This window comes from Asanoa sp. NPDC049573 (genome assembly GCF_040676615.1).
In the GTDB taxonomy this organism is placed as follows: Bacteria; Actinomycetota; Actinomycetes; order Mycobacteriales; family Micromonosporaceae; genus Asanoa.
On record NZ_JBFAPI010000005.1, the window covers coordinates 1 to 25,129 of the forward strand.

The 25,129-nt window shown below is 70.5% G+C and carries 27 protein-coding genes and 1 tRNA gene; 17 read left to right on the forward strand and 11 right to left on the reverse strand.

Annotated elements, in window-relative coordinates; genetic code table 11:
• Positions 1–126: 126 nt before the first annotated feature.
• On the reverse strand, positions 127–549 hold the full coding sequence (locus AB0J74_RS12890) for a PPOX class F420-dependent oxidoreductase (protein ID WP_363447804.1): 423 nt from the start codon (positions 547–549) through the stop codon (positions 127–129).
• Between the two features lie 37 nt (positions 550–586).
• On the opposite strand from AB0J74_RS12890, the gene AB0J74_RS12895 reads away from it, so the two are divergent.
• Positions 587–1,387 (forward strand): helix-turn-helix domain-containing protein, encoded by an 801-nt coding sequence (locus AB0J74_RS12895; protein WP_363447806.1) that lies wholly within the window; start codon positions 587–589, stop codon positions 1,385–1,387.
• Here AB0J74_RS12895 and AB0J74_RS12900 read toward each other — a convergent pair.
• The 4 genes from AB0J74_RS12900 to AB0J74_RS12915 form a co-directional block, all read right to left on the reverse strand.
• Complete coding sequence (locus tag AB0J74_RS12900; protein WP_363447808.1) at positions 1,350–2,366, reverse strand: aspartate-semialdehyde dehydrogenase; 1,017 nt, start codon at positions 2,364–2,366, stop codon at positions 1,350–1,352. The genes AB0J74_RS12895 and AB0J74_RS12900 overlap by 38 nt on opposite strands.
• A gap of 65 nt (positions 2,367–2,431) precedes the next feature.
• Positions 2,432–3,214, reverse strand: coding sequence for a putative protein N(5)-glutamine methyltransferase (locus AB0J74_RS12905; RefSeq protein ID WP_363447810.1), 783 nt, complete (start codon positions 3,212–3,214; stop codon positions 2,432–2,434).
• Positions 3,207–4,100 (reverse strand): NAD(P)H-binding protein, encoded by an 894-nt coding sequence (locus tag AB0J74_RS12910; protein WP_363447812.1) that lies wholly within the window; start codon positions 4,098–4,100, stop codon positions 3,207–3,209. The genes AB0J74_RS12905 and AB0J74_RS12910 overlap by 8 nt, the downstream gene beginning before the upstream one ends.
• The gene (locus AB0J74_RS12915; RefSeq protein WP_363447814.1) at positions 4,097–4,429 is read right to left on the reverse strand and encodes a TfoX/Sxy family protein; all 333 of its coding nucleotides are present in this window, start codon (positions 4,427–4,429) and stop codon (positions 4,097–4,099) included. Before AB0J74_RS12915 ends, AB0J74_RS12910 begins: the two co-directional genes overlap by 4 nt.
• Positions 4,430–4,501: 72 nt before the next feature.
• Here AB0J74_RS12915 and AB0J74_RS12920 point away from each other — a divergent pair, with 72 nt between their 5' ends.
• Together AB0J74_RS12920 and AB0J74_RS12925 are read left to right on the forward strand one after the other, a co-directional pair.
• On the forward strand, positions 4,502–5,392 hold the full coding sequence (locus tag AB0J74_RS12920) for a hypothetical protein (RefSeq protein ID WP_363447816.1): 891 nt from the start codon (positions 4,502–4,504) through the stop codon (positions 5,390–5,392).
• Positions 5,393–5,443: 51 nt separating this feature from the next.
• Complete coding sequence (locus tag AB0J74_RS12925) at positions 5,444–6,079, forward strand: SRPBCC family protein (protein WP_363447817.1); 636 nt, start codon at positions 5,444–5,446, stop codon at positions 6,077–6,079.
• Here AB0J74_RS12925 and AB0J74_RS12930 read toward each other — a convergent pair.
• The gene (locus tag AB0J74_RS12930) at positions 6,076–6,645 is read right to left on the reverse strand and encodes a hypothetical protein (protein ID WP_363447820.1); all 570 of its coding nucleotides are present in this window, start codon (positions 6,643–6,645) and stop codon (positions 6,076–6,078) included. The two genes, AB0J74_RS12925 and AB0J74_RS12930, sit on opposite strands and share 4 nt — an antisense overlap.
• Before the next feature lie 41 nt (positions 6,646–6,686).
• Complete coding sequence (locus tag AB0J74_RS12935) at positions 6,687–6,932, reverse strand: hypothetical protein (protein WP_363447822.1); 246 nt, start codon at positions 6,930–6,932, stop codon at positions 6,687–6,689.
• A gap of 151 nt (positions 6,933–7,083) precedes the next feature.
• Here AB0J74_RS12935 and AB0J74_RS12940 point away from each other — a divergent pair, with 151 nt between their 5' ends.
• On the forward strand, positions 7,084–7,899 hold the full coding sequence (locus tag AB0J74_RS12940; RefSeq protein ID WP_363447824.1) for a helix-turn-helix transcriptional regulator: 816 nt from the start codon (positions 7,084–7,086) through the stop codon (positions 7,897–7,899).
• Between the two features lie 79 nt (positions 7,900–7,978).
• Positions 7,979–8,794: an SAM-dependent methyltransferase gene (locus tag AB0J74_RS12945; RefSeq protein ID WP_363447825.1), complete on the forward strand. Its 816-nt coding sequence runs from the start codon at positions 7,979–7,981 to the stop codon at positions 8,792–8,794.
• Positions 8,795–8,851: 57 nt separating this feature from the next.
• Here AB0J74_RS12945 and AB0J74_RS12950 read toward each other — a convergent pair whose 3' ends face one another.
• Positions 8,852–9,058, reverse strand: coding sequence for a DUF397 domain-containing protein (locus tag AB0J74_RS12950; RefSeq protein WP_363447827.1), 207 nt, complete (start codon positions 9,056–9,058; stop codon positions 8,852–8,854).
• Positions 9,059–9,434: 376 nt separating this feature from the next.
• Here AB0J74_RS12950 and AB0J74_RS12955 point away from each other — a divergent pair, with 376 nt between their 5' ends.
• Together AB0J74_RS12955 and AB0J74_RS12960 are read left to right on the forward strand one after the other, a co-directional pair.
• Positions 9,435–9,707 (forward strand): hypothetical protein, encoded by a 273-nt coding sequence (locus AB0J74_RS12955; RefSeq protein ID WP_363447829.1) that lies wholly within the window; start codon positions 9,435–9,437, stop codon positions 9,705–9,707.
• A gap of 72 nt (positions 9,708–9,779) precedes the next feature.
• Positions 9,780–10,469, forward strand: coding sequence for a nucleotidyltransferase domain-containing protein (locus AB0J74_RS12960; protein ID WP_363447831.1), 690 nt, complete (start codon positions 9,780–9,782; stop codon positions 10,467–10,469).
• On the opposite strand, the gene AB0J74_RS12965 is transcribed toward AB0J74_RS12960, so the two are convergent.
• Both AB0J74_RS12965 and AB0J74_RS12970 read right to left on the reverse strand, forming a co-directional pair.
• Positions 10,433–11,098, reverse strand: a complete 666-nt coding sequence (locus tag AB0J74_RS12965) for a response regulator transcription factor (RefSeq protein WP_363447833.1) — start codon at positions 11,096–11,098, stop codon at positions 10,433–10,435. The two genes, AB0J74_RS12960 and AB0J74_RS12965, sit on opposite strands and share 37 nt — an antisense overlap.
• Positions 11,095–11,796: a histidine kinase gene (locus AB0J74_RS12970; RefSeq protein WP_363448353.1), complete on the reverse strand. Its 702-nt coding sequence runs from the start codon at positions 11,794–11,796 to the stop codon at positions 11,095–11,097. Before AB0J74_RS12970 ends, AB0J74_RS12965 begins: the two co-directional genes overlap by 4 nt.
• Before the next feature lie 227 nt (positions 11,797–12,023).
• On the opposite strand from AB0J74_RS12970, the gene AB0J74_RS12975 reads away from it, so the two are divergent.
• From AB0J74_RS12975 to AB0J74_RS13020, 10 genes are all read left to right on the forward strand, one after another.
• Complete coding sequence (locus AB0J74_RS12975) at positions 12,024–12,707, forward strand: ABC transporter ATP-binding protein (RefSeq protein WP_363447835.1); 684 nt, start codon at positions 12,024–12,026, stop codon at positions 12,705–12,707.
• A complete protein-coding gene (locus tag AB0J74_RS12980; RefSeq protein ID WP_363447837.1) occupies positions 12,704–15,076 on the forward strand; it encodes an FtsX-like permease family protein in 2,373 nt (790 codons plus the stop codon). Before AB0J74_RS12975 ends, AB0J74_RS12980 begins: the two co-directional genes overlap by 4 nt.
• Positions 15,077–15,333: 257 nt before the next feature.
• Positions 15,334–15,408 (forward strand) — tRNA-Leu (locus tag AB0J74_RS12985).
• 65 nt (positions 15,409–15,473) lie between these two features.
• Complete coding sequence (locus AB0J74_RS12990) at positions 15,474–16,358, forward strand: fructosamine kinase family protein (RefSeq protein ID WP_363447839.1); 885 nt, start codon at positions 15,474–15,476, stop codon at positions 16,356–16,358.
• A gap of 200 nt (positions 16,359–16,558) precedes the next feature.
• The gene (locus tag AB0J74_RS12995; RefSeq protein ID WP_363447842.1) at positions 16,559–17,362 is read left to right on the forward strand and encodes a class I SAM-dependent methyltransferase; all 804 of its coding nucleotides are present in this window, start codon (positions 16,559–16,561) and stop codon (positions 17,360–17,362) included.
• 110 nt (positions 17,363–17,472) lie between these two features.
• Entirely contained in the window at positions 17,473–18,006 is a 534-nt protein-coding gene (locus tag AB0J74_RS13000) for a hypothetical protein (protein WP_363447845.1), read from the forward strand.
• Positions 18,007–18,398: 392 nt separating this feature from the next.
• Positions 18,399–19,727 (forward strand): hypothetical protein, encoded by a 1,329-nt coding sequence (locus AB0J74_RS13005; RefSeq protein WP_363447848.1) that lies wholly within the window; start codon positions 18,399–18,401, stop codon positions 19,725–19,727.
• A 69-nt stretch (positions 19,728–19,796) separates the two neighbouring features.
• A complete protein-coding gene (locus tag AB0J74_RS13010) occupies positions 19,797–21,200 on the forward strand; it encodes a hypothetical protein (protein ID WP_363447850.1) in 1,404 nt (467 codons plus the stop codon).
• A 56-nt stretch (positions 21,201–21,256) separates the two neighbouring features.
• Complete coding sequence (locus tag AB0J74_RS13015; RefSeq protein WP_363447852.1) at positions 21,257–21,607, forward strand: helix-turn-helix domain-containing protein; 351 nt, start codon at positions 21,257–21,259, stop codon at positions 21,605–21,607.
• Between the two features lie 84 nt (positions 21,608–21,691).
• Positions 21,692–22,648 carry an aldo/keto reductase gene (locus AB0J74_RS13020; RefSeq protein ID WP_363447854.1) on the forward strand — a complete coding sequence of 319 codons (957 nt, stop codon included), beginning with the start codon at positions 21,692–21,694 and terminating at the stop codon, positions 22,646–22,648.
• Positions 22,649–22,714: 66 nt separating this feature from the next.
• On the opposite strand, the gene AB0J74_RS13025 is transcribed toward AB0J74_RS13020, so the two are convergent.
• Positions 22,715–25,033 (reverse strand): transglycosylase domain-containing protein, encoded by a 2,319-nt coding sequence (locus AB0J74_RS13025; RefSeq protein ID WP_363447856.1) that lies wholly within the window; start codon positions 25,031–25,033, stop codon positions 22,715–22,717.
• Positions 25,034–25,129 lie beyond the last annotated feature (96 nt).

A 25,129-nucleotide genomic window follows, 5' to 3' on the forward strand; every position in this document is an offset into this window, starting at 1 on the left:
GGCTCCATCACTACAATCACCACCGGCCCCACACCGCCGTCGGCGGCCGGCCACCCATCACCAGGTTGACCAACGTCCCTGGGCAGTACACCTAGGCCGGTCCGTGGTGGCGTGGCCCGTCAGGGCTCACCGCCGCGGCCAGCCATACAGGCGCTCGACGGTCAGGGTCAGGGCGATCCGCCGCTCGGTGACCATCGCGGCGCGGAACTCGGCCCAGTCCGGGTGTTCGCCCGCGATGCGACGGTAGATGTCGACCAGTTCGTCGACGGTCGCGTCGTCCGGGTCGGCCGCCACCGGCGACAGGGTCGCGCGGACCTCCGCCACCGCGAACCGGCCCAGGTCCGGCGTGGTGACCTCGAAGCTGGCCCTCGGGTCGCGGCGCAGGTTGACCGTCTTCTGGCGGCGGTCGGTGATCGAGACGCGGATCGTGCCCGCGACCCGGTCGTAGGTGTAGTTGACGTTGGACAGGTGCGGGCGTCCGTCGCGCTTGATGGTGGCCAGGATGCCGGCGTCGTTGGCTTCGAGAAGCTCGTGGAAGACGTCTGTCACCGGGCCATCATCACCCCCTGGTGGCAGACTCGGGTTCATGCCGCGCATGGTCACGCTGGCGCCCTCGGCCCGGTTGGCGCCGTTCGTCGCGAGCCTGGGCTATTACGAGGCCGACCTGCCGGACGGGCGCGACGCCAGCATCCCGACGGGCGCGGCCCAGCTCGTCGTCAATCTCGACCGCGACGAGCTGAGCTGGCACGACCGGCACGGCCGCCGGCACACCCGGGCCGGTGCCGGGTTCTGCCCGCCGCGGGCCGCCCCGCTGGAGATCGACACCGCCCAGCAGCGGCGGGCCGTCTGCGTCGTGTTCCGGCCGGGCGGGGCCTACCCGTTCGTGGGGAAGGTCGACGCCCTCGACGAGCCCGTGGTCGCTCTCGACGACCTCTGGGGGCGCACCGACCTGCGCGAACGGCTCTGCACGGCCACCGGGCCGCGGGCGGCGCTCGAGCTGCTCCGGGCCGACCTCGACGCACGGGCGACGTTCGCACCCGATCCCGGCATCGCCGCCGCGGCCGCGGCCCTGCACCGGGGGCAGGGCGTCGGCGCGGCCAGCGAGAGCCTCGGCCTGACCACCGGCACCCTGCGACGGCGGTTCACCGCCCAGGTCGGCCTCGCGCCCAAACGGTTCGCGCGGGTGCGCCGGCTGCAGCGGCTGCTCGCCACGGTGACCGGCGACTGGGCGGAAGCCGCCGCGGCGGTCGGCTATTTCGACCAGACGCACATGATCAACGACTTCCGGGCGCTGACCGGGCTGACCCCGACGGCATACCGGCCGCGGTCAGCGGGGGAGCGCAACCACGTCAGCCTGCCAGCAGCTCGGCGATCTGCACCGCGTTGAGCGCGGCGCCCTTGCGCAGGTTGTCGTTGGAGACGAAGAACGCGAGCGCGTTGTCGGCGGTCTCGTCGACCCGGAAACGGCCGACGTAGGACGGGTCCTGGCCCGCCGCCTTCAGCGGGGTCGGCACCTCGTCGAGGGCCACCCCTGGCGCGTCGGCCAGGATCTCGACGGCGCGCGCAGGCGTCAAAGACGCCGAAAAACGGGCGTTGACCTGCATCGAGTGCCCCGTGAAGACCGGCACCCGGACGCACGTGCCGGACACGCGGAGCCCCGGGATCTCGAGGATCTTGCGGCTCTCGTTGCGGAGCTTCTGCTCCTCGTCGGTCTCGGCGGAGCCGTCGTCGACGATCGAGCCGGCCAGCGGGAGGACGTTGAAGGCGATCGGCTGGGAGAACTGGCGCGGCTCGGGGAACTCGACCGCGGCGCCGTCGTGGGTCAGCTCGGTCGCGCGCTCGGCGACCTTGCGGACCTGCTCGTCGAGCTCGGCCACGCCGGACAGGCCGGCGCCGGAGACCGCCTGGTAGGTGGCGACCACCATCGCGACCAGACCGGCCTCGCGGTGCAGCGGCTTGAGCACGGGCATCACGGCCATCGTGGTGCAGTTGGGGTTGGCGATGATGCCCTTGGGGCGCTCGGTGATCGCGTGGGGGTTGACCTCGGCGACCACCAGTGGGACGGCCGGGTCCATCCGCCAGGCCGAGGAGTTGTCGATCACCACGGCGCCGGCCTCGGCGACCTTGGGCGCCAGCGTCTTCGAGGCGCCCTTGCCGGCCGAGAACAGCACCACGTCGAGCCCGCGGTAGTCAGCGGTGTCGGCGTCTTCGACGGTGATCTCGGTGCCCTGCCACGGCAGCGTGCGCCCGGCCGAGCGCGCGCTGGCGAACAGCCGCAGCTCGGTGACCGGGAAGGCGCGCTCCGCCAGGATCCGCCGCATCACGCCGCCCACCTGGCCGGTGGCACCCACAATTCCGATCCTCATGACCGCGAGGCTACCGAGGTCGGGGCTACCGGCAGAGCCGCTTTCCCACCCTGTGGTGGTGATGTTCACCGCCGTCCGAGGATCACCGTGGCGTCCAGGTCGTCGTCGGAGACCACCTCGGGGGCCAGGCCGGCGGCGGTCAGCGCCGCCTTGGCCGCCTCGATCTGATCGACGCCGATCTCGCTGAGCAGGGTGCCGCCGGGGCGCAGCCAGCCCGTGGCACCGCCGGCCACCCGGCGCAGCACGTCGAGCCCGTCGGCCCCGCCGTCGAGCGCGCGCAGCGGCTCGTGCTCGCGGGCCTCGGGCGGCAGGAGATCAACGGCGGCGCTGGGTACGTAAGGCACGTTGGCCACCAGCACGTCGACCCGCCGGCGCAGCTCGCCGGGCAAGGCGTCGAACAGATCACCTTCGAAGACCTGGCCGGCGTACGGCGCCAGGTTGCGCACCGCCACGGCAACGGCCGCCGGTTCGATGTCGGCCGCGTACACGGCGACGTCGCCGACCCGGCCCGCGACGACCGCGGCGATCGCACCCGACCCACAGGCCAGGTCGACCAGCACGGGCCGGTGCTCCGAGCCGGGCAGCTCGCCGATCGCGGCGACGGCCAGCCGGACCAGCAGTTCGGTGCGGTGCCGGGGCACGAACACGCCCGGCCGCACCAGGACCCGCTCGCCGCAGAACTCAGCCCAGCCGAGCACGTGTTCCAGCGGCACTCCTTCGGCCCGCTCGGCGACCATCTCCTCGAGGCGGGCCGGCGTCGGCGCCGACTCGACCAGCAGCCGCGCCTCCTCCTCGGCGAACACGCACCCCGCCGCCCGCAGCCGGGCGGCGATCGCCGCCTCAGCCACCGGCACCTGCTCGGCGCAGCACTTCGGCCAGGTCGATCGGCGGGTGGCCGGCGATCCGCTCGACCGCGTCGGTCACCTCGGCCAGGTCGCCGTGTGCGATCGCGGTGTAGGTGCTGACCCAGCCGTCGACCTGCCAACTCGGCGCGCCGTAGTGGGCGCGGGACGCGTACGCCTGCTCGATGGTCTCCTCCTCGTACCGGTACGGGCGGTTGAAGACCGCGGTCATGGTCGCCGCCGCCTCCTCTAAGGTGATCGCGGCCGGCCCGGTCAGCTCGTAGACCTGCCCGGCGTGCCGGCCCGGTTCGCCGAGCACGGCGACGGCCACGTCGGCGACGTCGTCGCGGGCCACGGCGGCCACCCGGCCCTCGCCGGCCGGCCCGCGGATCACCCGGTCGACCGCGAGGTCGGGCAGGAAGTCCAGGTAGAGGTTGTCGCGCAGGATCGTGTGGGACAGACCGGTCGACGTGATGTGCTGCTCGGTCGCGTAGTGGTGCCGGCCGAGCGTGAACGTCGAGTCCGGCGCCGCGCGGCAGAACGAGGTGTAGACGAGGTGCCGCACCCCGGCGGCGGCGGCCGCGTCGAGGAACGTGAGATGCTTGCTGACCCGGTCGGCCTCCTCCGCGGCCGAGACCATGAACAGTGTGTCCACACCGGACAGCGCCGCCCTCGCGGCGGCCTCGTCGTGGTAGGCGGCCACGGCGACCCGGGCACCGGGGAGCTTCGGTGCCCGGTCGGCGTCGCGGACGATCAGCAACTGGTCGTGCCCGGCGTCGGCCAGCCGGCGGGCGACCCGGCCTCCCAGCTCGCCGGTCGACCCGGTCACGGCCAACACCCCTGGGCCGGGCGCCTTGCTCTGCCCGGCCTCGCGGGCCGGCGTCGTGCTCATTTGACCGGGAGCGTGCGCGCGTACGCCACGCCCCGCTCGACCCAGGCCTCGACCTCTTTGTCGGTGGCCAGCCCGCCGGGCCCGACCACGACCCACCCCGCCGGCCGCCGCCCGCCGCCCATCTCGAACGGGCTCACGTGCGGCTGCGCCAACGCCGCCTCGGTGGCGTCCTTGCCGACCCGCACGAGCAGGCCGTCGGCGCGGACACCGCAGGCCATGTTGCCGCCCACCATGAAGATCAGACTGCCGAACATCCGGCGCTCGTCGACGTCGGGTGCGCCACCGATCAGTTCCCGCACCTGAGCAATCAGGTGATCATCACGAACCATCATCCGATCGTGCCACGCGCCGTGTCAGGCCCAGGCCGGAACGGAACCGCCTCCTGGATCGTCAGAGGGTGTATGGGACGTTCCTCCTGGGCGGTCGCCGCTGCCGTGCCGCTGGTGATGCTGGTTTCCGCGTGTGCTCAGCCCGCGGCCGACGCCGCACCCGCCGGCTCGCCGCCGGCCGCCGAGGCGCTCGGCGCCGACGAGGTGGCCTTGCGGGTCACCCACGCCGGCGGCTTCGTGACACCCCAGTCGATCCCGTCGCGGGTGCCGGCGCTCTCGATCTACGGTGACGGCCGGGTGATCACCGAAGGCCCGGTCGCGGCCATCTACCCCGGCCCGGCGTTGCCCAACCTGCAACAGGCGCGCATCTCGGCGGCCGACGTCGACGCACTGGTCCGCCGCGCGGTCAAGGCGGGCGTCGGCGCCGGCACCGACCTCGGCCAGCCCGCCGTCGCCGACGCCGCCACCACCCGCTTCGTGGTGACGACGGAGGGCGGCGTGCGCACCACCGACGCATACGCGTTGGAGATGCCCGACGACGCCGGGGTGCTGACCGCCGCGCAGAAGTCCGCCCGCGAGAAGCTCTCCCACCTGCTGGCCGCGCTGCAGGACCTGCCGAAGACGCTCGGCAAGGGCGCGGTGAGCGAGGAGGGCGGCTACCAGGCGACGGTGGTCGCGGGCATCGCGACTCCTTATACCCGGCAGCCGGAGAACGTCGTCGAACTCGGCGCCCCGGCGCCGGTCGCGTGGCCCGGGCCGGCGTTGCCCGGCGCGCGGCTCAACCCCAACGTCGACGTGGGTTGCGTGGCCGCGAGCGGCGACCAGGGCCGCGCGGTGCTCGCCGCGGCCGGCAAGGCCAACGCCATGACGCCGTGGGCTTCCGGTGGCAAGCAGTGGTCGGTGCAGGTGCGCCCGTTGCTGCCCGACGAGTCGGGCTGCGCCGACCTGGCCAAACAGGAATGACGCGGCGCTCGTACGCCGTCGCTTATATAAGTTGTTGGTAAAGTGTCGCCCATGGACTTCCTCGATGCGATCAAGACCGCGTCCCGCGAGGTGGGCCGGCAGAACCTGCCGGAGGGCCCGGCCCGCTCGGTGGTCCTACGGCGCAGCTTCCCGGCGCCGGCCGACGACGTCTGGGCCGCGATCACCGATCCCGAGCGGCTCAGCCGCTGGTTCCTGCCGGTCGACGGCGACCTGACCGTCGGCGGGCTCTACCAGATCGAGGGCAACGCCGGTGGCCGGATCCTGCGCTGTCAACGGCCGACCGAACTGGTGGTCACCTGGGTCTTCGGTGCCGACATCGCGACGACGACGGGCAGCGAGGTGCACCTGACCCTCTCGCCCGAGCCCGACGGCGGCACCGAACTGCTGCTGCGCCACGTGGCCGTCGTCGACGAGGAGCTCTGGAAGCAATACGGGCCGGGTGCCACCGGTGTCGGCTGGGACCTGTCGTTCCTCGGGCTCGGCCTGCACCTCGCGGGCCGCGGGCTCGACGACGAAGAGGGCTGGGAAGAGTCGCCCGAGGCGCGCGCGTTCATGGTGGCCAGCGCCGAGAGCTGGGGTGCGGCACAGCTCGCCGACGGCGCGCCGACCGACGCGGTGACGGCCGCGGTCGCCAACACGATCGAGTTCTACGCGCCCACGGCCTAATCCGGCGACGGCCGGGGGATCCGGCCGTCGACGACCGGCGCCAGCCGGGCGGCGGCGTGGCAGACCGGTTCGCCCAGCGGCAGCCGCTCGACGATGAAGCCGACCTGCACGCTCCGGTGCGGGCCGACGGCGAACAGCCGCTCGCAGGTGGCCTGGCCGAGTCGCGCGCCGTCGCGCTGCAACAGGCCGTCGGGCGCGGCGCCGAACGCCGACATCCGTCCGGAGCCGAAGATGCCGCGCTCGTCGACGTTTTCCAGGGCCAGCCGGGCCACGTCGAGGGTCGTCGGCAGGAAGGTGACGGAGACACTGTCGAGGTGGGCGCCGCTGTGGTTCCGCGGCTCGGCGACGCGGAAGTCGCAGCGCCGGGCAGCCGGGTCGCCGTTCAGGCCCGCGGATTCGGTCAGCTCGCCCGGCCCGAGGCCAAGGGCCTCGCGGTCGGCGTCGCGCAGGAACTCGCACGGGCTGGTGATGGTGGCCAGGTCTGGCGGGGGAGCCTCGTCACGGCCGACGGACGAACAGCCGGCCAGGGCGATCAGCACGCAAGACATCGACAACCATCGCCGCATGCGGACAACTGTAGCGGGCCGTTTCTCCTTTGCCGGCGCGGTTATCCGTCGACGGGCCCGAACGGTGGGCGGTCGTCGCGGACGTCGGACCAGACGCCGCTGCGGTCGATGCGGCGTTGCGCCTCGCCGAGCCCGATGTCGTAGATGTCGCACAACGCCCGGGCGGACGGCACCAACTGCAGGCCGCCGTCGCGCAGGTGGCGCAGGACCGCGGTTTCGGACGCGCCGTCGTGCGCTTCGGCGGAGACGCGCTGGACCAGGTCGGCATAGCCGGTAGGGAGCGGCATGCCCGCAGTATCCCCCGATAGGGTGTCGCGCGGTGTGCGCCGGACGGCCGAAATTGATCTCCTGCTTTTTGATCCTTCGGATGGTGTAACTGGGCTGGCACTGCCGGTAAGGTGTGCGAGTTGACATGAGCAGCGCATAGGAGGTCCGGAAGTGCCGGTCACTGGGCAGCGGGTGGTGCGGCGCGCCCTCGGGCGACGGTTGACCAAGCTGCGCGTTGCCAACGGCAAGTCGCGGCGCGAGGTGGCCGAGGCCAGGCTGGGCATCTCCGAGCCGACGTTGCACCGCATCGAGACCGGCAAGGTCCCCGTCACCGGCGCCAACGTGCGGGCGCTGTGCTGGCTCTACGGCGCCGACCAGAGCGTCACCGACGCGCTCGCCGAGATGGCCCTGGGCACCTCGCGCGAAGAGTGGTGGGACGGCAGCCCGGTTATCCCCGACTGGTTCAAGCTCTACGTCGGGCTCGAGGCCAGCGCCTCGAAGATCTGCACCTACGACGGCGAGATCATTCCGGGCGAGTTCCAGACCGAGCAATACGCGCTGGCCGTGTTCGGCGCCGAGCAGCCCACCGACGACGAGTCGGTGCACCGGCACGTGAAGCTGCGGATGCAGCGGCAGCGGGCGCTGCTGGCCCGTGGTCCCAAGCTGGTCACCGTGCTCGGCGAAAACGCGCTGACCCGGGTGGTCGGCGGCAAGTCGGTGCTCGACGGCCAGATCGAACACCTGCGGCGCACGGCCAAGCGCGACAACGTCGACATCCGGGTGCTGCCGTTCTCGGTCGGCGCCCACGCGGCGATGGCCGGCGCGTTCCGGATCCTCGACTTCGACGACGCCGACGATCCCGACGTGGTTTATCTCGAGTCCCATGTCGGCGCGCTCTACCTCGAAGAGGAGCACGAGGTCGCCGAATACCGCCGCGTCTTCGAGCTGGTCTCGCACGCGTCGGTTCCGCTCGAGCATTTCGGCTGACTCCCGGGGCGACGACGACCGGTCCGCTCGTGCATAGTGGACGGCGTCAGATGTCGACCTTGAGGACGGGGGAGCGACCGTGGCCGGTGTCGCGAACGACGGCAGTGCCAAGCCCGCGACCGCTGCGCGGATCTACGACTACCACCTCGGCGGCACACACAACTTCCCGGCCGACCGCGAAGCGGCGCAGGCGATCACCAAGATGTTCCCGTTCGTGCCGCTGCTGGCCCGGGCCAACCGGGCGTTCCTGGGCCGGGCCGTGCGCCACGTGGCCGAGCAGGGCGTCAAGCAGTTCCTCGACGTCGGCTCCGGCATCCCGACCGAGGGCAACGTGCACGAGGTGGTGCACGAGATCAGCCCCGACGCGCGGGTGGTCTACGTCGACATCGACCCGGTCGCCGTCTCCGAGAGTCTCGACATCCTGGCCGGCAATCCCCGCACCACGGCGATCCGCGCCGACCTGCGTGACCCGCAGTCGATCCTGGCCCACCCGCAGGTCCGCAAGATCATCGACTTCGACCAGCCGGTCGCGCTGCTGATGGTGGCGGTGCTGCACTTCGTGGCCGACGACGAGGTCGCGACCAAGTCGTTGGGCGAACTGCTCGGTGCCCTGCCGTCGGGCAGCTACCTGGTGCTCTCGCACGGTTCGGCCGAGGGCATGACGATCGACCTCGACCAGCTCGACAGCGCGCAGGGTGTCTACAAGCGCGACACCACGACGCCGTTCGTCCTGCGCTCGCGGGCCGAGGTCACCGCTTGGTTCGATGGCCTCGACCTGGTCGAGCCCGGTGTGGTGTGGCTGCCAGAATGGCGCCCGGCGCCGGGCGACCCGACCGATTTCGCCGCGGACCCGTCGCAGAGCGGCGGGCTGTGCGGGGTGGCCAAGCTGCCCTGACCGTCCACAAACGCGAGAACGCCGGGCCGTCATCCGACGGCCCGGCGTTTTCGCGCGTCAGTCCTTCAGGAGTTGGTCGAACTCGCCGCGCTTGGCGCCGAAGAGGAACGAGTCCCACTCCTCGGTGGTGAACCGCACCTGACCACCCGCGCGGTTCTTGCTGTTGCGGACCTCGATCCAGCCATCGTGGCGGCGCGCTTCCACGCAGCTGCCACCGTTGCCCGTAGATCTACTGGACATGATCCATCCCGTACTGTCCGGCATGGGGCTAGTCCTTTCTGGTCGTGTGACGTGGAAACTGGCGCCCGCCACGGGTTCCGGCGATCCGGACGCCCGGTCGGCCAAAAACCAGAAGTTGCTCTGGGTAGTCGAAGATCGGCACGCCGTGCCTTTCTGGGGCTTCCATCGCTGCGCTTGCTCCTGGTAGTGACCGATATTGGGTATACGGCTCGCGGCTTGCTTCTTTCACCATGAAACCGTGACGTACATAGCGTAACTGAAAGTCCGTTCGATGGATGTCCTCAGGATGCTAAAGATCGCCATGAAATCTTGCACGCTGATCAGCTGCCTGCGATGCTCATGTGCACGCCCCTCCAAGCGAGCCCCCCGAGCAACGCAAACCGCGACGGAGATGATCCACATGGCCGCGCCGCTCCTCGATCCCCACCTCCGAACGGAACCCGCCGCTTCCCCGAGTGAGGGTTACCAACCCGGCAGTTGGGTCTGGGTGCACACATTGGGCAGTTGGCGGCCCGGGATCGTGCTGCACTCGTCGCCGCACGCGGCGACCGTGCGCTATCGGCCGGCTCAGGGGCGGGGGACCAGCGTCGACACCGTGACCAGCCACTCGCTTGCCTCGCGCAAGGACGAAGACCCGCTGCTCGACAACGCACCGCTGGGCGCGCTCCGCTGACCGCATCTCTGTCCACATTGGATTAGATGCTTCGGCCCGCCATCCGGTTGCCATGACGGGGAAGATTTTTCAGTGTCGCTCCTGCTGATGGGGGTTGTCGGGTCGACCGCGTACGGCCTTGCGGGCCCCGGCTCCGACGTGGACCGGCTCGGCATCTTCGCGGTGCCGACGATCGAACTGCACGGCCTGGCCCAGCACACCGAGACGCGGGTGAGCCACGAGCCCGACGTCACCGTGCACGAGGCGGCCAAGTTCTGCCGGCTGGCCCTGGCCGGGAACCCGACGGTGACCGAGCTGCTGTGGCTGCCCTCGCGGCTCTACGAGACGCGGACGCCGCTCGGCGACGAGCTGATCGCGATCCGGGATCGCTTCCTGTCGGCCCGCCGGGTCCGCGAGGCCTACCTCGGCTACGCCACCAAACAGTTCCGCCTGCTGTCCAACCGCGCACCCGGCTATGACAAGCGGGTCGCCAAGCACGCCCGGCACCTGATGCGCCTGTGCCACCAGGGCCTGCACGCCTACCGCACCGGCGAGATCCTGGTGCCGCTCGACGACCCGCGGGCCTTCCTCGAGTTCGGCGAGCGGGTGGCGGCCGGCGACCTCGACGTCGCGCGGGCCATGCTGGCCGCGCACGAGGACGCGTTCGCCGCCGCGTCACCGGCGGTCCCCGAACAGCCCGACGTGCCGGCCGTCGAAGACTGGCTGCGCGCCGTACGCCGGGAGTTCTATGCGTCGCCGGGCGTGACCAACCCGGTCTCGTAGGCCAGCACCACCGCCTGGGCACGGTCGCGCAGCGCGAGCTTCGCGAAGATCCGGGCCACGTGCGTCTTGACCGTCGCCTCGCTGAGCGTCAGCTCCTGGGCCAACTCGGTGTTGGACAGGCCGCGGCCGAGCAGCGTCAACACCTCCAGTTCGCGCGGGGTCAGGGCATCCAGATCACGGTGTACGGCCGGCCTCTCGCGATCCTCGGCCGCGAACCGTTGCACGAGCCGCCTGGTGATCGACGGCGCCAGCAGGGCGTCGCCGGTGTCGACCAGGCGGACGGCGGCCGCCAGATGGTCGGCCGTGACGTCCTTGAGCAGGAAGCCGCTGGCACCGAGCGCCAGGGCGGCGTACACGTAGCGGTCGAGGTCGAAGGTCGTCAGCATCAGCACCCGGCAGCGCGGGTCACTCTCCAGGATGAGCCGGGTCGCCTCCAGCCCGTTCATCGCGGGCATCCGGATGTCCATCAACACCACGTCGGGCCGCAGCCGGCGCGCGGCCGTCACCGCCTCCGCGCCGTCGTTGGCCTCGCCGACCACCTCGACGCCGCGCGCGGTCAGGATCAGCCGGAAGCCGGTGCGGATCAGCTCCTGGTCGTCGGCGATGAGCACCCGCGGGCCGGTCGTCACGGTGCCTCCAGCGGGATGCGGGCGCGGACCCGGTAGCCACCACCGAGCCGGCGCCGGGCGTCGAGGTCGCCGCCGTAGACCGCGACCCGTTGCCGCAACCCGAGCAACCCCCGGCCGGCGCCGTCGCCGCGGCCGGGCTCCGGTCGTGCGCCGGTCAGCACGCTCGGGCCGCTCGTCAGCACCTCGACCCGCAGCGCGCGCTCGGCGTAGCGGACCGTCACCTCCGCCTTCCCGCCCGTGCTGTGCTTGAGCCCGTTGGTCAGCGCCTCCTGGACGATCCGGTACGCGGTCACGTCGATCCCGGACGGCAGCGGCCGCGGTTCGCCGGAGATCCGCACCTCGACCGGCAGGCCGGCGAACGCGATCCGGTCGATCAGCGGGCTGAGCCGGCTCAGGCTGGGCTGCGGCGTGAGGTCCTCGTCCTTCCCGTCGGCCGCCGGTGCCAGCAGGCCGAGCAGGTGCCGCAACTCGGTCATCGTGGTGCGGCCCGCGCCCTCGACCGCCGTCAGCGCCGCCGTGGCCTCGTCGGGCATCGTCGGCAGCACCTCGCGGGCCGCGGCGGCCTGCACGATCATCAGGCTCACGTTGTGGCTGACGATGTCGTGCAGCTCGCGGGCGATCCGGGCGCGTTCCTGCTCCACCGCGGTGTGTGCCGCGTTCTGCCGTTCCCGTTCGAGCAGCCAGCCGCGCTGCTCCATGGCCTCGCGATGCCGTCGGCTCGCTCTGGCGTAGGCCACCGCGAAAGCGGCCGCGCACGCGACGCTCAACGCGGTTACCAGCCAGGCCACCGCTTCACCTTCGCATCCCGTCTCGGCCGGCGCGTCATCCCCGGGGTCCACCCGACTACATCGCGCGGATGACGCCGGTGCCCGGATGCATCCCGCGACCGATTCGGGCGGGGTCGGTGCCGGGCTAACTTGCTGGCATGACGCTGGTTGTGAGGCTGGACGACGTCCGCAAGGAATACGGCGACACCGCCGCTCTCGACGGGGTTTCGCTGGAGATCCGCACCGGTGAGGCGGTGGCCGTGATGGGCCCGTCCGGCTGCGGCAAGTCGACGATGCTCAACATGATCGCCGGCCTCGACCGGCCCACCTCCGGCACGGTGCTGGTGCACGACCAGGACCTCGGCCGGCTCAACGAGACGAAACTGGCGTTGTTCCGCCGGCACAAGATCGGCATGATCTTCCAGTTCTTCAACCTGCTCGACGACCTGCCGGCGCTCGACAACGTCGCGCTCGCCGCCCAGCTCACCGGCGCGCGGGTCGGCTCGGCCCGCAGCCGGGCTCTGGAACTGCTCGACGAACTGGGCATCGCCGACCGGCGCAACGCCTACCCGGCGAGCCTGAGCGGAGGCGAACGGCAGCGGGTCGCGGTGGCGCGGGCGCTGATGAACCGCCCGGCGCTGCTGCTGGCCGACGAGCCGACCGGCGCCCTCGACAGCCGCGCCGGCGAACAGGTGATGGATCTGCTGCTCGACCTCAACCAGATCGGCCAGACGCTGCTCATCGTCACCCACGACGACCGGCTCGCGACCCGCTGCGCCAGCCGCGTCGTCGAACTCGCCGACGGCCGGGTCACCGGCGAGCGCATCCTGGAACGCGCATGAGTGCGGTGTGGCGGGCCGGGCGGGCCGCCGTCCGCCGGCGCCGGATGCAGACGTTCGTCATCGGCCTGGTGGTGTTGCTCTCCACCACGACGGTCGTCGTCGCGCTGGCGCTGCTGCAGGCGTCGTCGGCGCCGTTCGACCGCAGCTTCGACCACCAGCAGGGTGCGCACGCGGTCGCCGTCTTCGACGCCGCTCTGGTCACCGACGCGCAGTTGTCGGCCCGGCGGACCGGGGTGGCGGCCACGTCCGGGCCGTTCGGCCTGGCCGTCCTCGACTCCGACGGCGACGGCCGGATCGGTCCCCGGGGCCCGCTGACCGTCGTCGGGCGAGCCGACCCGGCCGGTCCGGTCGACCGGCTCAACCTCTGGGACGGACGCTGGCCCACCGCACCCGGCGAGATCGTGCTCAACCGGCCACCGCAGGGCGACGGCGAGCGGGGGATGCCGCCGGGGAGCAACGAGGTGACCCTCGGCGGCGTCCCGTTCACCGTCGTGGGCCGCGCCTACAGCCTCAGCCAGACCGCGGACGCCTGGGTCGCGCCGGAACAGATGGCCTCGCTGCACCCGACCGAGACGCAGATGCTCTACCGGTTCACCGGCGACGTGTCGACCAAGGCGGCCGTCGAGGCGGACCTGGCGGCCACCACCGCCGGCCTGCCGACCGGCGCATTGCTCGCCGCGCGGCCCTACACCGCGGTCAAGGAAGAGGTCTCCGCCGACGTCGGCGTGTACGTGCCGTTCCTCGCCACGTTCGGCGTGCTCGGCCTGATCGTCGCGATCGTCATCGTCGGCAACGTGGTCAGCGGCGCGGTGGTCTCCGGCTACCGGCACATCGGGATCCTCAAAGCGCTCGGCTTCACGCCGCGCCAGGTGGTCGCCGTCTACCTCGCGATGGTCTCGGTGCCGGCGGTCGCCGGCAGCGTCCTCGGCACGGTCGCCGGCTCGCTCGCGGCCCAACCGCTGCTCACCTCCGGTTTCGAGGGCCTCGGCCTCGACGTCGGCATCGGGGTCGGGCCGTGGATCTGGGTCGCCGGGCTGGTCGGGGTGCCGGCGGTGGTCGCACTCGCGGCGTTCGTACCCGCGGCCCGCGCGCACAGCCTCTCGGCCGCGGCGGCGATCAGCGCCGGCAGCGCGCCGCGGCTCGGCCGGGCCACCCGGATCCAGCACCGGCTCGCCGGCCTGCGGTTGGCCCGCTCGGTCACCCTCGGGATCGGCCTGCCGTTCGCGCGGCCCGGCCGGACGTCGTTCACCGTCGCCGCCGTGCTGCTCGGGGTGACCACGGTGACGTTCGCGACCGGTCTCGCGGCGTCGCTGGGCCGGATCTCGGCGATCGAGGATCGGGCCTCCGGCCAGGTCGGGGTGTACCCGTCCGACGGGCAGGGCCGGATCGTCCCCGACGGACAGGGCCCGCCGGTCGCGGCTCCGGCCCGGACCACCCGTACCGACATCCAGGTCGAATCGCTGCTGCGCGGGACGCCGTCGGCCGCCCGGGTGGCGGCAAACCTCAAGCTGCCCGTCGCGGTCGTCGGACAGACCCAGCCGGTGATGGTCAACTTCATGCGCGGGGACTACTCGACCATGGGGTACGCGGACGAGCTGACCGAGGGCCGCTGGATGGCCGGGCCCTCCGAGACGGTGGTGCCTTCGGAGCTTCGGAAGGCGCTGGGCCTGTCGATGGGATCGCGGATCACGCTGCGGCTCGGTCCGTCCGTCGAGCAGACGGTGACGGTCGTCGGCGAGACGATGGACGGCCCCGAAGGACCGCCCGGCCTCATCGTCGACTGGTCGGTGTTCACCGCACTCGCACCGGCGCGGGTCGTCTTGCCGCACGAGGTCTACTACCAGGTGCAGTTGACACCGGGCGCCGACGTCGACGGGTACGCCGCGGCGGTGCGGGCGGCCGATCCGGCGCTGGACGCGTACAACAACGCCCAGGTCAGTGATTTCGCGGTGACCGTGATCGGCTTCTCGTCGGTGCTGTCGTTGCTGCTGTCCACTGTGGCCGCTCTAGGCGTCTTCAACACGGTCGTGCTCAACGTGCGGGAACGGCGGCGGGACCTCGGGATGCTCAAGTCGATCGGGATGACGCCCCGGCAGGTGGTCACGATGGTGCTCAGCTCGATGGCCCTGGTCGGCGTGGTGGGCGGTGTGCTCGGCATTCCGCTGGGCGTGCTGGCGCACCACTACATCCTGCCGGCGGCCGCCGATGCCGCGCGGGTGACCATTCCGTACTCGGTCCTGTCGGTCTGGCAGGTGCCGACGCTTGTGCTGATGGGCCTGGCCGGAGTGGTGATCGCACTCCTCGGCGCCCTGGTGCCGGCCCGCGGCGCGGCCCGGCTCACGATCGCCGAGGTGCTGCACAACGAGTAGCGCAGCATTCGCGCAGCGCTCACGCCGCCCGTCCCACAAGGGACCGGGCGGCGTTGGTTGCCCAACCGTGACTCGTAACCGCGGCCTGCCCGGTTCGACACCGGGACCTGCGACTCCGTTGTCTTCGGCCCTCCCGGACACGTTGACACGACAACTTGGGCTTTTTGGCCTGGCTACCGGGAGCTAAACCGCTCGGTCACCCGTTGGAGGCGTGGGAGTTCCCGTTCGGCGGCCGGGCTGGTATACCGGACGCCGCAGGGGTCGTAGCCCAATTGGCATGAGGCAAACGGCTTAGGACCGTTCGAGTGCGGGTTCGAGTCCCGTCGACCCCACACCACAACAACTGCCGGTCACATAGACTCCTGCCACCCCGCACTCTAGGTAGGAGGAGCTCGTCGTGATCCGCCCGGCGGCATTTCTCCTCGAGTGCCTGCTCCGGGCGGGAATGCACGATGTCGTCACAGTAGAGCCGGCGGCGGGTGGGCTCGCGGCGCTCGCGGGCATAGCCACCCGCCGAGACGCGCCACCGGTGTTCGTCAAGGCATTCGCTGACGCGCCGGCCGACGACGTCTTCCTCACGGAGGCCGAAGGGCTGGCCGCACTGCGCGAACCCGGCGGCATGACGACACCCGAGGTGATCCTGGCCGACCGGCAACTGCTTGTGTTGTCCGTGCTGCAGCCCAGGCCGCGCAGCGAAGCCTTCTGGGAGCAGCTCGCGCACATGCTCGCCCGTCTGCACACGAGCACAACCCATCATCGCTTCGGATGGCACCACGACAACTGGCTGGGCCGTCGCCGCCAGATCAATACCTGGGATGACGACGGCTTCGGGTTCTTCGCACAGCACCGGCTGCTCCGGTGGCTCGGGCAACCCCGCGTCGAGGCGGCCCTCGACCCGGCAGACCGATCGGCGTTGGAACGGCTGTGCCACCGGCTGCCTGACCTGCTGCCGGACCGGCCAGCATGCATGACGCACGGCGACCTGTGGGCACAGAACGTCCTGGCCACTCCGAACGGGCAGCCCGCACTGATCGACCCGGCAGTGTCCTATATGTGGGCCGAGGTCGACCTCGCCCATCTGTGGTCGACCTCGCCACCGCCCGAGGCACAACGGTTCTTCGCGGTTTACGCCGAGCTGACCGGCCTCGACAGCGACTGGCGCGCCCGCATGCCGATCATCCAGCTGCGCCAACACCTCGCCGTGCTGGCCCAGTTCGACGACGACTGGGGAGCGGCCAACCAGATCCGTGCAACCATCGCCCCGTTCCGGACGCGCACCTGACAGCAGGACTCGATACCCGGCCGCACCGGAGGACTTGACGAATCCCCGCACCCAGCCGATGGCTCAGGATGTCCGCTCATCTGCATCAGCACAACTCCAGCGCGAGCAGGCCGAGCCGACTCGCCGCCTGCTCGACCGGACCCTGGCCCCGACCCGTCGTCGACTGAGGGTCGTGATCAGGCACCGGATAGCGTACGCGGATGAGTGTTGATCCAGTCGCGCACAACCGGGTGGCCTGGGACCGGCAGGTCGACCAGGGCAACGAGTGGTCGCGGCCGATCTCTGCGGAGACGGTTGCCAGGGCGCGGGCCGGTGAGTGGTCGGTCGTGCTCATCGGCTACCAACCCGTGGACCGCTCCTGGTTCCCCGCCGACCTGGCCGGCGTGGACGTGCTGTGCCTGGCCTCCGGCGGCGGCCAGCAGGGGCCGACGCTCGCCGCGGCCGGGGCCCGGGTAACCGTGCTGGACAACTCGCCGCGCCAGCTCGAGCAGGACGAGCTGGTCGCCCAGCGGGACGACGTGCCGCTGCGGACGATGCTCGGCGACATGCGCGACCTGTCCGCGTTCGCCGACTCCTCGTTCGACCTCGTCTTCAACCCGGTCTCGAACCTGTTCGTCCCCGAGCTGGCCCCGGTGTGGCGGGAGTGCTTCCGGGTGTTGCGACCGGGCGGCGCGCTGCTGTGCGGCTTCCTCAACCCGGACGTCTACCTGTTCGACCACGAGGCGCTTGACCAGCGCGGCGAGCTGGTGGTCCGGCACAGGCTGCCGTACAGCGACCTCACGCACGTGCCGGCCGAGGAGCGCGAGCGGCTCTTCGGCGCGGACGCGCCGCTGGAGTACAGCCACAGCATGGCCGAGCAACTCGGCGGCCAGCTCGCTGCGGGCTTCGTCATCACCGGGTTCGAGGAGGCGCCGCACCACTCGGACGCCACCGCGGGCTGGCTGCCCGGCTACTTCGCGACCCGCGCCGTCAAACCAGGACGGAACTCGACGGCAGGAGTGTGACGGCCGAAGCTGGCGCGCTACACCGACACCACGATCCGCGTCGACGCCGGGGCGGGTGCGGACCTGTCGTTGATGCGGGCGGATATCTTGTCGCCGTGAAAAGTGTTCTAGTGACGGCGCCCGATGCCACGCGGTGGACCGTGCGTGTGGTCTGGGAACCGCGCTGGCGAGCGCTCGCCCGACGCTTCGGCGGCTGGCGTCGTAAGCGAAAGAACCGGGATGGCGACGCCGGTGAGCTCGTCGACGGCGCTTTGCAGATCGGTGACGCGGCAACGTCGGGTTCGGGCGGGGGTGGCGGGGGCGACTTCGACCTTGGTGACGCGATCGTCGTCCTCGTGGTTATCTTCCTCGCGGTCATCGCTGCCGCCGCGTTGTTCTGGTGGGTGCTGCTTCCGCTGCTGCTGATCGCGATTGACCTGCTGATCGTGGTCGTGCTGCTGGTCGTGGCGGTTGTGGGGCGAGTGCTGTTCCGTCGGCCGTGGACGGTGGAGGCGACGGCAGGCAACGGCGAGCGGGTCAACGCCGAGGTCGTGGGATGGCGTGCGGCGCTGCGTAGGCGTGACGAGATCGCGGAGTCGGTGCGCCTGGGTCAACGGCCCGTCGACGTCCCGAGCGGTCTCGAGCGCCAAGTCGACTTCCCATAGGTGTTCAGACAGAGCGAACAAGAGATATCGGCATCGACGATGCCTTTGGGTGCGTCGACCTTGGCGACTTTGCGCCATTTTCGGGGCTGACGATCAGCTGGGCCATCGGCCACAATGGCTCGGATCCGATCGGGGCGGTCGTGGTGAACGGTGCTGCCGATTCGACGTACACGAGCGAGGATTCGCACATGACCGAGGGACCTCCCTCAGTTCCCCCGTCCACGCCGCCTCCGGTTGGGCACCCGGCAAACAGGCCGTACGGGCGGCCGGACTACCCGCCGGGTCAGCCGCCATACGGACAGTTCGGCCACGGCTCGTACGGGCAGCCGGAGTCGGGTGGCCCGCCGGCGCGCAGGAAGCCGAAGCGCCGGCTGTGGATCATCCTTGGCTCGGTGCTGACGGTCCTCCTGCTCGTCGCGGGAACGGTGGTCATCGTCCGGTCGCACCTCGCGAAGGAACAGGTCAAGCGGGACGCCGCATACGCCGCAGCGGAAGAAGCGCTCAACCCCATCAAGCAGGAGGAGATCGACGCTCTGCTGGCGGGCCAGGGGAAGGCGCTCAAGGAGCGCGACGAAAAGGCGTTCCTGGCGGTGTACGACCCGGCGAACAAGAAACTGGTGGACCAGCAGACCGTGCTGTTCCGCAACTTGAGCAAAGTGCCGTTCGCCGAGGCTACCTTCAAGAGACTCGGCGGAGGGTCGGCTTTCCGGCCGCTCGGCACCGGAGCCAGCGTCAACCATGTGGTGGCGTTCGTGCACAAGCTCGACGGTTTCGACCTGCACCCGGTGGACGAGCAGTACGAGTGGACGATCGCCCGGAGTGAGCGCGGTGGCCCGATCAAGGTCACGGCGGTAAAGGGGATCACCGCCGACAGGGGAGCCTTCTCCTTCTATCCGGCGCCGTGGGACAAGTGGCGCAACATCCACGTCGAGCGGACCGAGCACACGCTGTTCATCGTCAACGCGTCCTTGAAAGCGCAGGCTCAGCGGTACGCCCCGCAGGCCGAACGGGCCGCGGTGGCGAACCTCGCCGCCTGGCGGGACGGCGGAGTGGCTGGCGAGATCCCGCAGGGCTTCGTCATCTCGCTGGTGAAGGGCAAAAAGGATCTGGGCTCGCTGTACCGCACGGCTGGGGAGACACCGCCGGAGGCGGGAACGTCCTACGGCGTGCCTAGTTTCCAGGACATCAACGCACCGGACGACCAAAAGGCGCCACTGGTCGGGGGCAGTCGCGTGGTGATCGACTTGGCCACCTCGTTCTTCGAGCCGAGTGAGCCCAACGGACCAGGGGACATCTTCCGGCACGAGTTGGCACATTCGATGGTGGCCGCCCTCACCGATCAGCAAGAGGAAGACACCCTCGTTCCCAGAGCGAGTTGGCTGACCGAGGGATTCGCCGAATACCTGGGCAACGAGCGGAAGCCGTGGACGGACAGTACCCGTACCCCTGCGGTGAAGCGGTCCCTGAGCAGCGGTTATGCCCTGGGCCTCAAGGACGAGTTCAACATGAAGAACGCGGAGAGTGCCAACCTCGCCTACTGGTGCGGCCATTCGGCGATCGGCTACATGGCCGAGAAATACGGGGAACAGAAGACCTTCGAGGTGGTCGCGGAGCACTACCGGGGCAAGGAGATCAAGGACGTACTGCCAGAGGTGCTCGACGTTTCGTACGAAGACTTCTACACCGCCTGGGAAAAATACGTGAAGGCCGAGATTCGCTGAGCCCGCCCGTGCCCGGTCCGTTGTGGACCGTTGTTCGGTCCGATGTCGACATTAGCGAGGATAGCTGTCATGGCCGAGGGTCACCCCTCCGTCCCGGGCCCACCAGCCCAACCTTGGGCGTACGCGCCCGCTCCGGTGCCGCCACCACCGTCCCGGTCCCGGCGTGGCCTGTGGATCGCGCTGACCGCGGTCGGGGTGGTTCTGGTTCTTCTGCTGGCCGGCTCGGTGGTCGCCATGGTGACCCTCCTCGGCCGTTCCTCCACCGATGACGCCGGGTCCGACGAGATCGCGACCCTGCTGGCGGAGCACACCGGGGCCCTGGCGAAGCGAGACCTCCAGGCGTTCCTGGCGCCGTTCGACCCGGCCGACGAGGACCTGATCGCGCGGCAGACGACCCTGTTCCAGAGCCTCAACAAGCTACCCCTGGCCGAGGCCCGGTACGAGGAGTTTGGCGCGACGGTATCGACCGAGGGCACGTTCGACGTGCGGGTGTCGTTCGTGCACCGGTTCGATGGCGCCGACCCGGCCCCGGTCGAAGAGTTGTACGAGTGGCGGGTGACCCGCGCCGGCCCGGACGCCCCGCTGAAGGTCATCGCCGTCAAGGGCGGCCTGCCGACCGACGAGAACCGTGACATGACCACCTACTACCCGGCTCCGTGGGACCGAGGCCGCCCCATCCACGTCGAGAAGACCCCGCACACGGTGGTCGTCGCGGATGAGTCACTGAAGGCTGAAGCCCGGCGGTACGCGCGTCTGGCCGAGCGCGCCGCCACGGAGAACCTGGCCGCGTGGCGCGCCGGCGGAGTCGACGCGAAGGTCCCGCAGGGCTTCGTGATCTCGTTGGTGAAGGGGAAGAAGGACCTCGGCTCGCTGTACCGAACGACCAAGGACACCCCCATCGAGTCCGGTGTGGCGATCCCGATACCGCCGGCCGGGGCAATCGACGGCACGGCCCAGCAGGAGGTCGCCACCAGCCGCGTGGTCATCGACGTGGCCGACAAGTACCACTTCGGGAATGGCGACGACCGGAAGCTGGAGATCTTCCGACACGAGTTGGCGCACGCCATCGTCGCCGTGCTGATCAAACGTGGCCCGGGCGCGACGGCGTTTGACGGCCCGGAGAAATGGGTCGTCGAGGGGTTCGCCGAATACTTCGCGCATGGCCGCAAGCCCTTCACGACCAGCGATCGCACCGCCGAGGCCAGGCAGATCCTCCGTTCCTACGACTACCAGCAGGACCTGCCCGGCAACGTCTCCTGGAAGATGGAGGGGCGGTTGAGCTACAACTACTGGCTGGGTCACTCGGCGATGAGCTACATCGCCGACCGGTACGGGGAGAAGAAGGTCTACCAGTTCGTCGCCGAGCACTATCGGGGCGCGCCGATCGACAGAGCGACGCGGGACGTGCTCGGGGTGCCGTACGAGGACTTCGAGGCCGGCTGGGCGGCGCACCTGCGGTCGGCAATGCGCTGACCCGGTGCGGGGCGGTCACGAGGGGGTAGGTGCCTAGGTGAAGGGGGTGTTCACGGATGGCCAGGCACGACGTGTTCCTCGCCGATTGTCCCGCCCGTACGACGCTGGCTCTGGTTGCCGATACGTGGTCGGTCGTCGTGGTGTTCGGACTGGGACTCGGGCCCCAGCGCTACAGCGACCTGCGTGACAGGATCGGCGGGATCAGCAACAAGATGCTGACACAGACGTTGCGCAAGCTGGAGAACAACCAACTGGTGGAGCGCCGTACCCTGCCGACCGCGCCGGCGGGTGTGGAATACCGGCTGACCGGGCTTGGCGAGAGCCTGCTCGGCCCGGTGTCGGTGCTCGCCCGGTGGGCCGAGGAGCACGCTGCCGAGCTCGGCGACGGTGGCGGCGACGGCTGGTAGGGAACCAATTGGTGCCCTGCGTCCCCCTAACGTTGCCGTCATGCGAAACCGAACCGCTGTGGCGCTGACCGGGTGGGGCCGACGATGGTGACGATCGGCGGTGGTGGCCTTGCCGTGTCGCCGCTGTGCCTGGGCGGCAATCCGTTCGGCTGGACGGCGGACGAGGAGACGTCGTTCGCCGTGTTGGATGCGTACGCCGAGGCGGGTGGCAACTTCATCGATACCGCGGACCGGTACACCTATCACGTGGCCGGCAACAGCGGGGGCGAGTCCGAGACAATCATCGGCCGCTGGTTGAAGGCACGCGGTTGCCGAGATCGGATGGTGATCGCAACCAAGGTCGGTGCGCTGCCCGGCCTCGACAATCTGACTCCTCAGACGATCCGCCGGGCCGTCGAGGGCTCGCTGCGCCGGCTTCAGGTCGACCACATCGACCTCTATTACGCGCACGTCGACGACCCCGGCACCCCGGTCGTCGAGACCCTGACCGCGTTCGACGCACTGGTGCGCGCCGGGACCGTCCGGCACATCGCGGCGTCGAACTTCACTGCGGACCGGCTCGCGGAATCGCTGGAAACCTCGGCACGGGAGAACGTGGCCGCTTACGTTGCCCTGCAGGCGGAATACAACCTGGTGCAGCGGGATGGCTACGAACAGAGCCTGGCACCCACGGTCGCCCGCACCGGACTGGTGTGCCTGCCATATGTGGCACTGGCCCGCGGGTTCCTCACCGGAAAATACCGTCCGGGCGGTCCGCGGGTGGATAGTCCCCGCGCCGGTCAGGCCCGCGCGCATCTGAACGGTGTCGGCCTGGACGTGCTGGGTGCCCTAGACGAGGTGGCCGCCGCGCACCGCACCACGCTGGCCGCGGTCGCGTTGGCTTGGCTGGCCGCGCAGCCCACCGTCGCGACTCCGATCGCGGGAGCCCGCAACCCGGCCCAACTCGCCGACCTGCTCCCGTTTCTGACGCTGCGGCTCACCGCCGCGGATCTCGCCCTGCTGGACGAGGCCAGCGCCAAGCGAGCGAACAGTCATCCGTAACGGGGACGGCCCAGCCCAGCGCTCACGGCCGCGTCGGGCAGCGACCTTCGCCCGCCCCGGTCTCCGTCATGCCGCTTCGCGCGGTGGGGGCGGCGTGACCGGCTTGGTCGGACGCGTGGTTGGGGTCGGCTTCGGCGGCTTGGTCGGTTCGAGCGTGGGCGTGGGCTTGGTCGACGGCGTCGGTCGCGGCGCGTCGGTCGGCTCGGGGCTGACGGTCCGTGGCGCCGGCGTTTCCGCGGTGGACGGCGCGGACGGCGTTTCCTGCGGGAAACCGGGCTCCGCGAACCGGTAATCGTCCGGGTCGAGGTCCATCGCCTTGGCCGCCTCGGTCATGAACTGCTGCCAGATCCGCCCCGGATAGCTCGCGCCGAACACGTCGTAGCTCCCGTCCTTCGTGCGCAGCGGCTTGCCGTCCGTGGTGCCGAGCCACACGGCCGCGGCCATCGCGCCGGTATAGCCGACCATCCAGGCGTGCAGGTTCTGCGTGGTGCTCTTGCCGGCCTGCCAGGTGCCGGTCTTGCCCGCCGCGTCCCAGTCCGGCACCTTCGCGGCCGCCACCCGGCGCAGCGTCCAGTTGAGTTGCTTGGCCTGCTCCTGGTTCAGCCCCACGTCCGTCTGCGTCAACTGCTCGTGGTAGATCTCGTCGTCCCCTTTGGACACCGACCGGACGAAGTGCGCGTTCGCGCGCTTGCCACCGGACGCGAACGTCGCCATGCCGTTCGCGTGGTCCTGCACGGTGATGCCGTACTGGCCGATGCCGACCTCGGTGGAGAACCGGGATGCGGCGTCCTGGCCCGACGTCTCGCGCAGGTCGACCCGCACGGGTTCGGGCTTGCCCTGCTCGTTGGCCCACATCGACTCGACGCCGGCCTTGCGTGCCATGTCGATGACGGCGGGCACGCCGAGCTGCTCGGTGAGCCCGAAGTACGTGGTGTTCAGCGACGCGACGGTCGCCTCCCACAGCGTGCACTGCGGCTGGCAGGCCGCACTGCCGGAGTTGCGGATCGGCCCGGCCGCGCTGTCGCGGGTCCGGCCGCTCTTCGGGAACTCCTTGGTCGCGGGGGAGTCGAAGCGCTGCTTCGGCGAGATGCCGTGCCGCAGCGCCTCCGCGAGGTCGTACACCTTGAACGACGATCCTGGTGGGTGCTGCCCGAACCCGGCCGCGTGGCCCTCGTCGTCGAGGTACCACCCCGCGTAGTCGGCGCCGAGCCCGTCGTTGCCGCCGTAGTACGCGAGCACCCGGCCGCTGCCGGGTTCCACGGCCACCAGGGCGGACTGCCAGTTCTTGGGCTGTCCCCGCACCACGTCCGGCGCCTTGTCGCCCCGGATGTTCGCGGCGGCCTCGGCCGCGTCCTGTGCGCGCTTGTCGACCGTCGTCACGATCCGGAAGCCCCCGTTGCGGACATAGTCGAACGGGCGGTCCTTGAACGGCTCGGTGCCGCGCAGCTCGCTCAGCACGTGGTTGACGACCAGCCCGGCCGGCCGGTCCAGGCCGGACTGACCGGCCCGGGGATCGTAGTCACGGACGGTATCCGGGTAGGCGAGGTCCGCGCCTTCGGCCGCGGTCAGATAGCCCAGCGCCACCATCCCGTCACGGATGTACCGCCACCGGTCGATCGAGTTCTGCCGAGCCTTGTCGTTGCGCTTCGGGTCGTACCCCGGCTGTCCCTCGGGGTCGTCCGGGTTCGCCTCCGGCTGCTTGACCATCGCGGCCAGCACGGCGGCCTCCGACTGGGTCAGCTGGCTCTCGCGGGGCGCGTCCTTGCGGGCCGTCTTGCCGAAGAACGTCTGCGCTGCCGCTTCGATGCCGTAGGCCCCGCGGCCGAACGGCACGGTGTTGAGATAGAAGCCGAGAATCTCCTCTTTGCTGTAGTTGTCGTCCAGTTTCCAGGCCATGACGGCCTCGCGCATCTTGCGGGAGTAGGTGACCCCTTTCAGATCGGCGGCGATCCGGGCGTACTGCTGGGTGATGGTCGAGGCGCCCTGCTGGTCACCGCCGGTGACGTTGTTCCACGCGGCGCGCAGCACACCACGGAAGTCGACGCCTTCGTTCGTCCAGAACGACCGATCCTCGGCTGCCACAATGGCCTGCTTGACCGCGTCGTTCATCTGCTCGTACGGCAGGATCGTGCGGTTTTCCGTGCCCAGCTTCGCCATCGGCGTCTTCCCGTCGGCGTAGTAGAGCGTCGTCGACTCGGGGAGCACCAACTCGTCGGGCGGCGGCACGGAGTCGACGTAGTACCCGCCGATCGCCGCCCCGCCACCGCACGCGACCAGGAGCACGGCCAAGCCGACCAGCCACACCTTGCGGCGCGAACGCTTGCCCGGGGCTTTGGCCGGTCGGTCGGAGCCCGCCGCGGCCGCGTCGCTCGGAATCTGGGACATCGCACAGCGGTACCCGTTCACGACCGCCCACAATCACCACCGCTAGTGCTCACTGCTTGACACGCGTCCGGGTCTCCTGCATTCTCGTTCCACCAT

Coding starts and splice junctions, on each gene's coding strand:
- AB0J74_RS13025 (WP_363447856.1), bottom strand. CDS start 25,033: ATGTCCCAGATTCCGAGCGACGCGGCCGCGGCGGGCTCCGACCGACCG.
- AB0J74_RS12995 (WP_363447842.1), top strand. CDS start 16,559: ATGAGTGTTGATCCAGTCGCGCACAACCGGGTGGCCTGGGACCGGCAG.
- AB0J74_RS12910 (WP_363447812.1), bottom strand. CDS start 4,100: ATGAGCACGACGCCGGCCCGCGAGGCCGGGCAGAGCAAGGCGCCCGGC.
- AB0J74_RS12980 (WP_363447837.1), top strand. CDS start 12,704: ATGAGTGCGGTGTGGCGGGCCGGGCGGGCCGCCGTCCGCCGGCGCCGG.
- AB0J74_RS12975 (WP_363447835.1), top strand. CDS start 12,024: ATGACGCTGGTTGTGAGGCTGGACGACGTCCGCAAGGAATACGGCGAC.
- AB0J74_RS12925 (WP_363447817.1), top strand. CDS start 5,444: ATGGACTTCCTCGATGCGATCAAGACCGCGTCCCGCGAGGTGGGCCGG.
- AB0J74_RS12955 (WP_363447829.1), top strand. CDS start 9,435: ATGGCCGCGCCGCTCCTCGATCCCCACCTCCGAACGGAACCCGCCGCT.
- AB0J74_RS12930 (WP_363447820.1), bottom strand. CDS start 6,645: ATGCGGCGATGGTTGTCGATGTCTTGCGTGCTGATCGCCCTGGCCGGC.
- AB0J74_RS12950 (WP_363447827.1), bottom strand. CDS start 9,058: ATGCCGGACAGTACGGGATGGATCATGTCCAGTAGATCTACGGGCAAC.
- AB0J74_RS12920 (WP_363447816.1), top strand. CDS start 4,502: ATGGGACGTTCCTCCTGGGCGGTCGCCGCTGCCGTGCCGCTGGTGATG.
- AB0J74_RS12935 (WP_363447822.1), bottom strand. CDS start 6,932: ATGCCGCTCCCTACCGGCTATGCCGACCTGGTCCAGCGCGTCTCCGCC.
- AB0J74_RS12970 (WP_363448353.1), bottom strand. CDS start 11,796: ATGGAGCAGCGCGGCTGGCTGCTCGAACGGGAACGGCAGAACGCGGCA.
- AB0J74_RS13010 (WP_363447850.1), top strand. CDS start 19,797: ATGGCCGAGGGTCACCCCTCCGTCCCGGGCCCACCAGCCCAACCTTGG.
- AB0J74_RS13020 (WP_363447854.1), top strand. CDS start 21,692: ATGGTGACGATCGGCGGTGGTGGCCTTGCCGTGTCGCCGCTGTGCCTG.
- AB0J74_RS12900 (WP_363447808.1), bottom strand. CDS start 2,366: ATGAGGATCGGAATTGTGGGTGCCACCGGCCAGGTGGGCGGCGTGATG.
- AB0J74_RS12915 (WP_363447814.1), bottom strand. CDS start 4,429: ATGGTTCGTGATGATCACCTGATTGCTCAGGTGCGGGAACTGATCGGT.
- AB0J74_RS13015 (WP_363447852.1), top strand. CDS start 21,257: ATGGCCAGGCACGACGTGTTCCTCGCCGATTGTCCCGCCCGTACGACG.
- AB0J74_RS12895 (WP_363447806.1), top strand. CDS start 587: ATGCCGCGCATGGTCACGCTGGCGCCCTCGGCCCGGTTGGCGCCGTTC.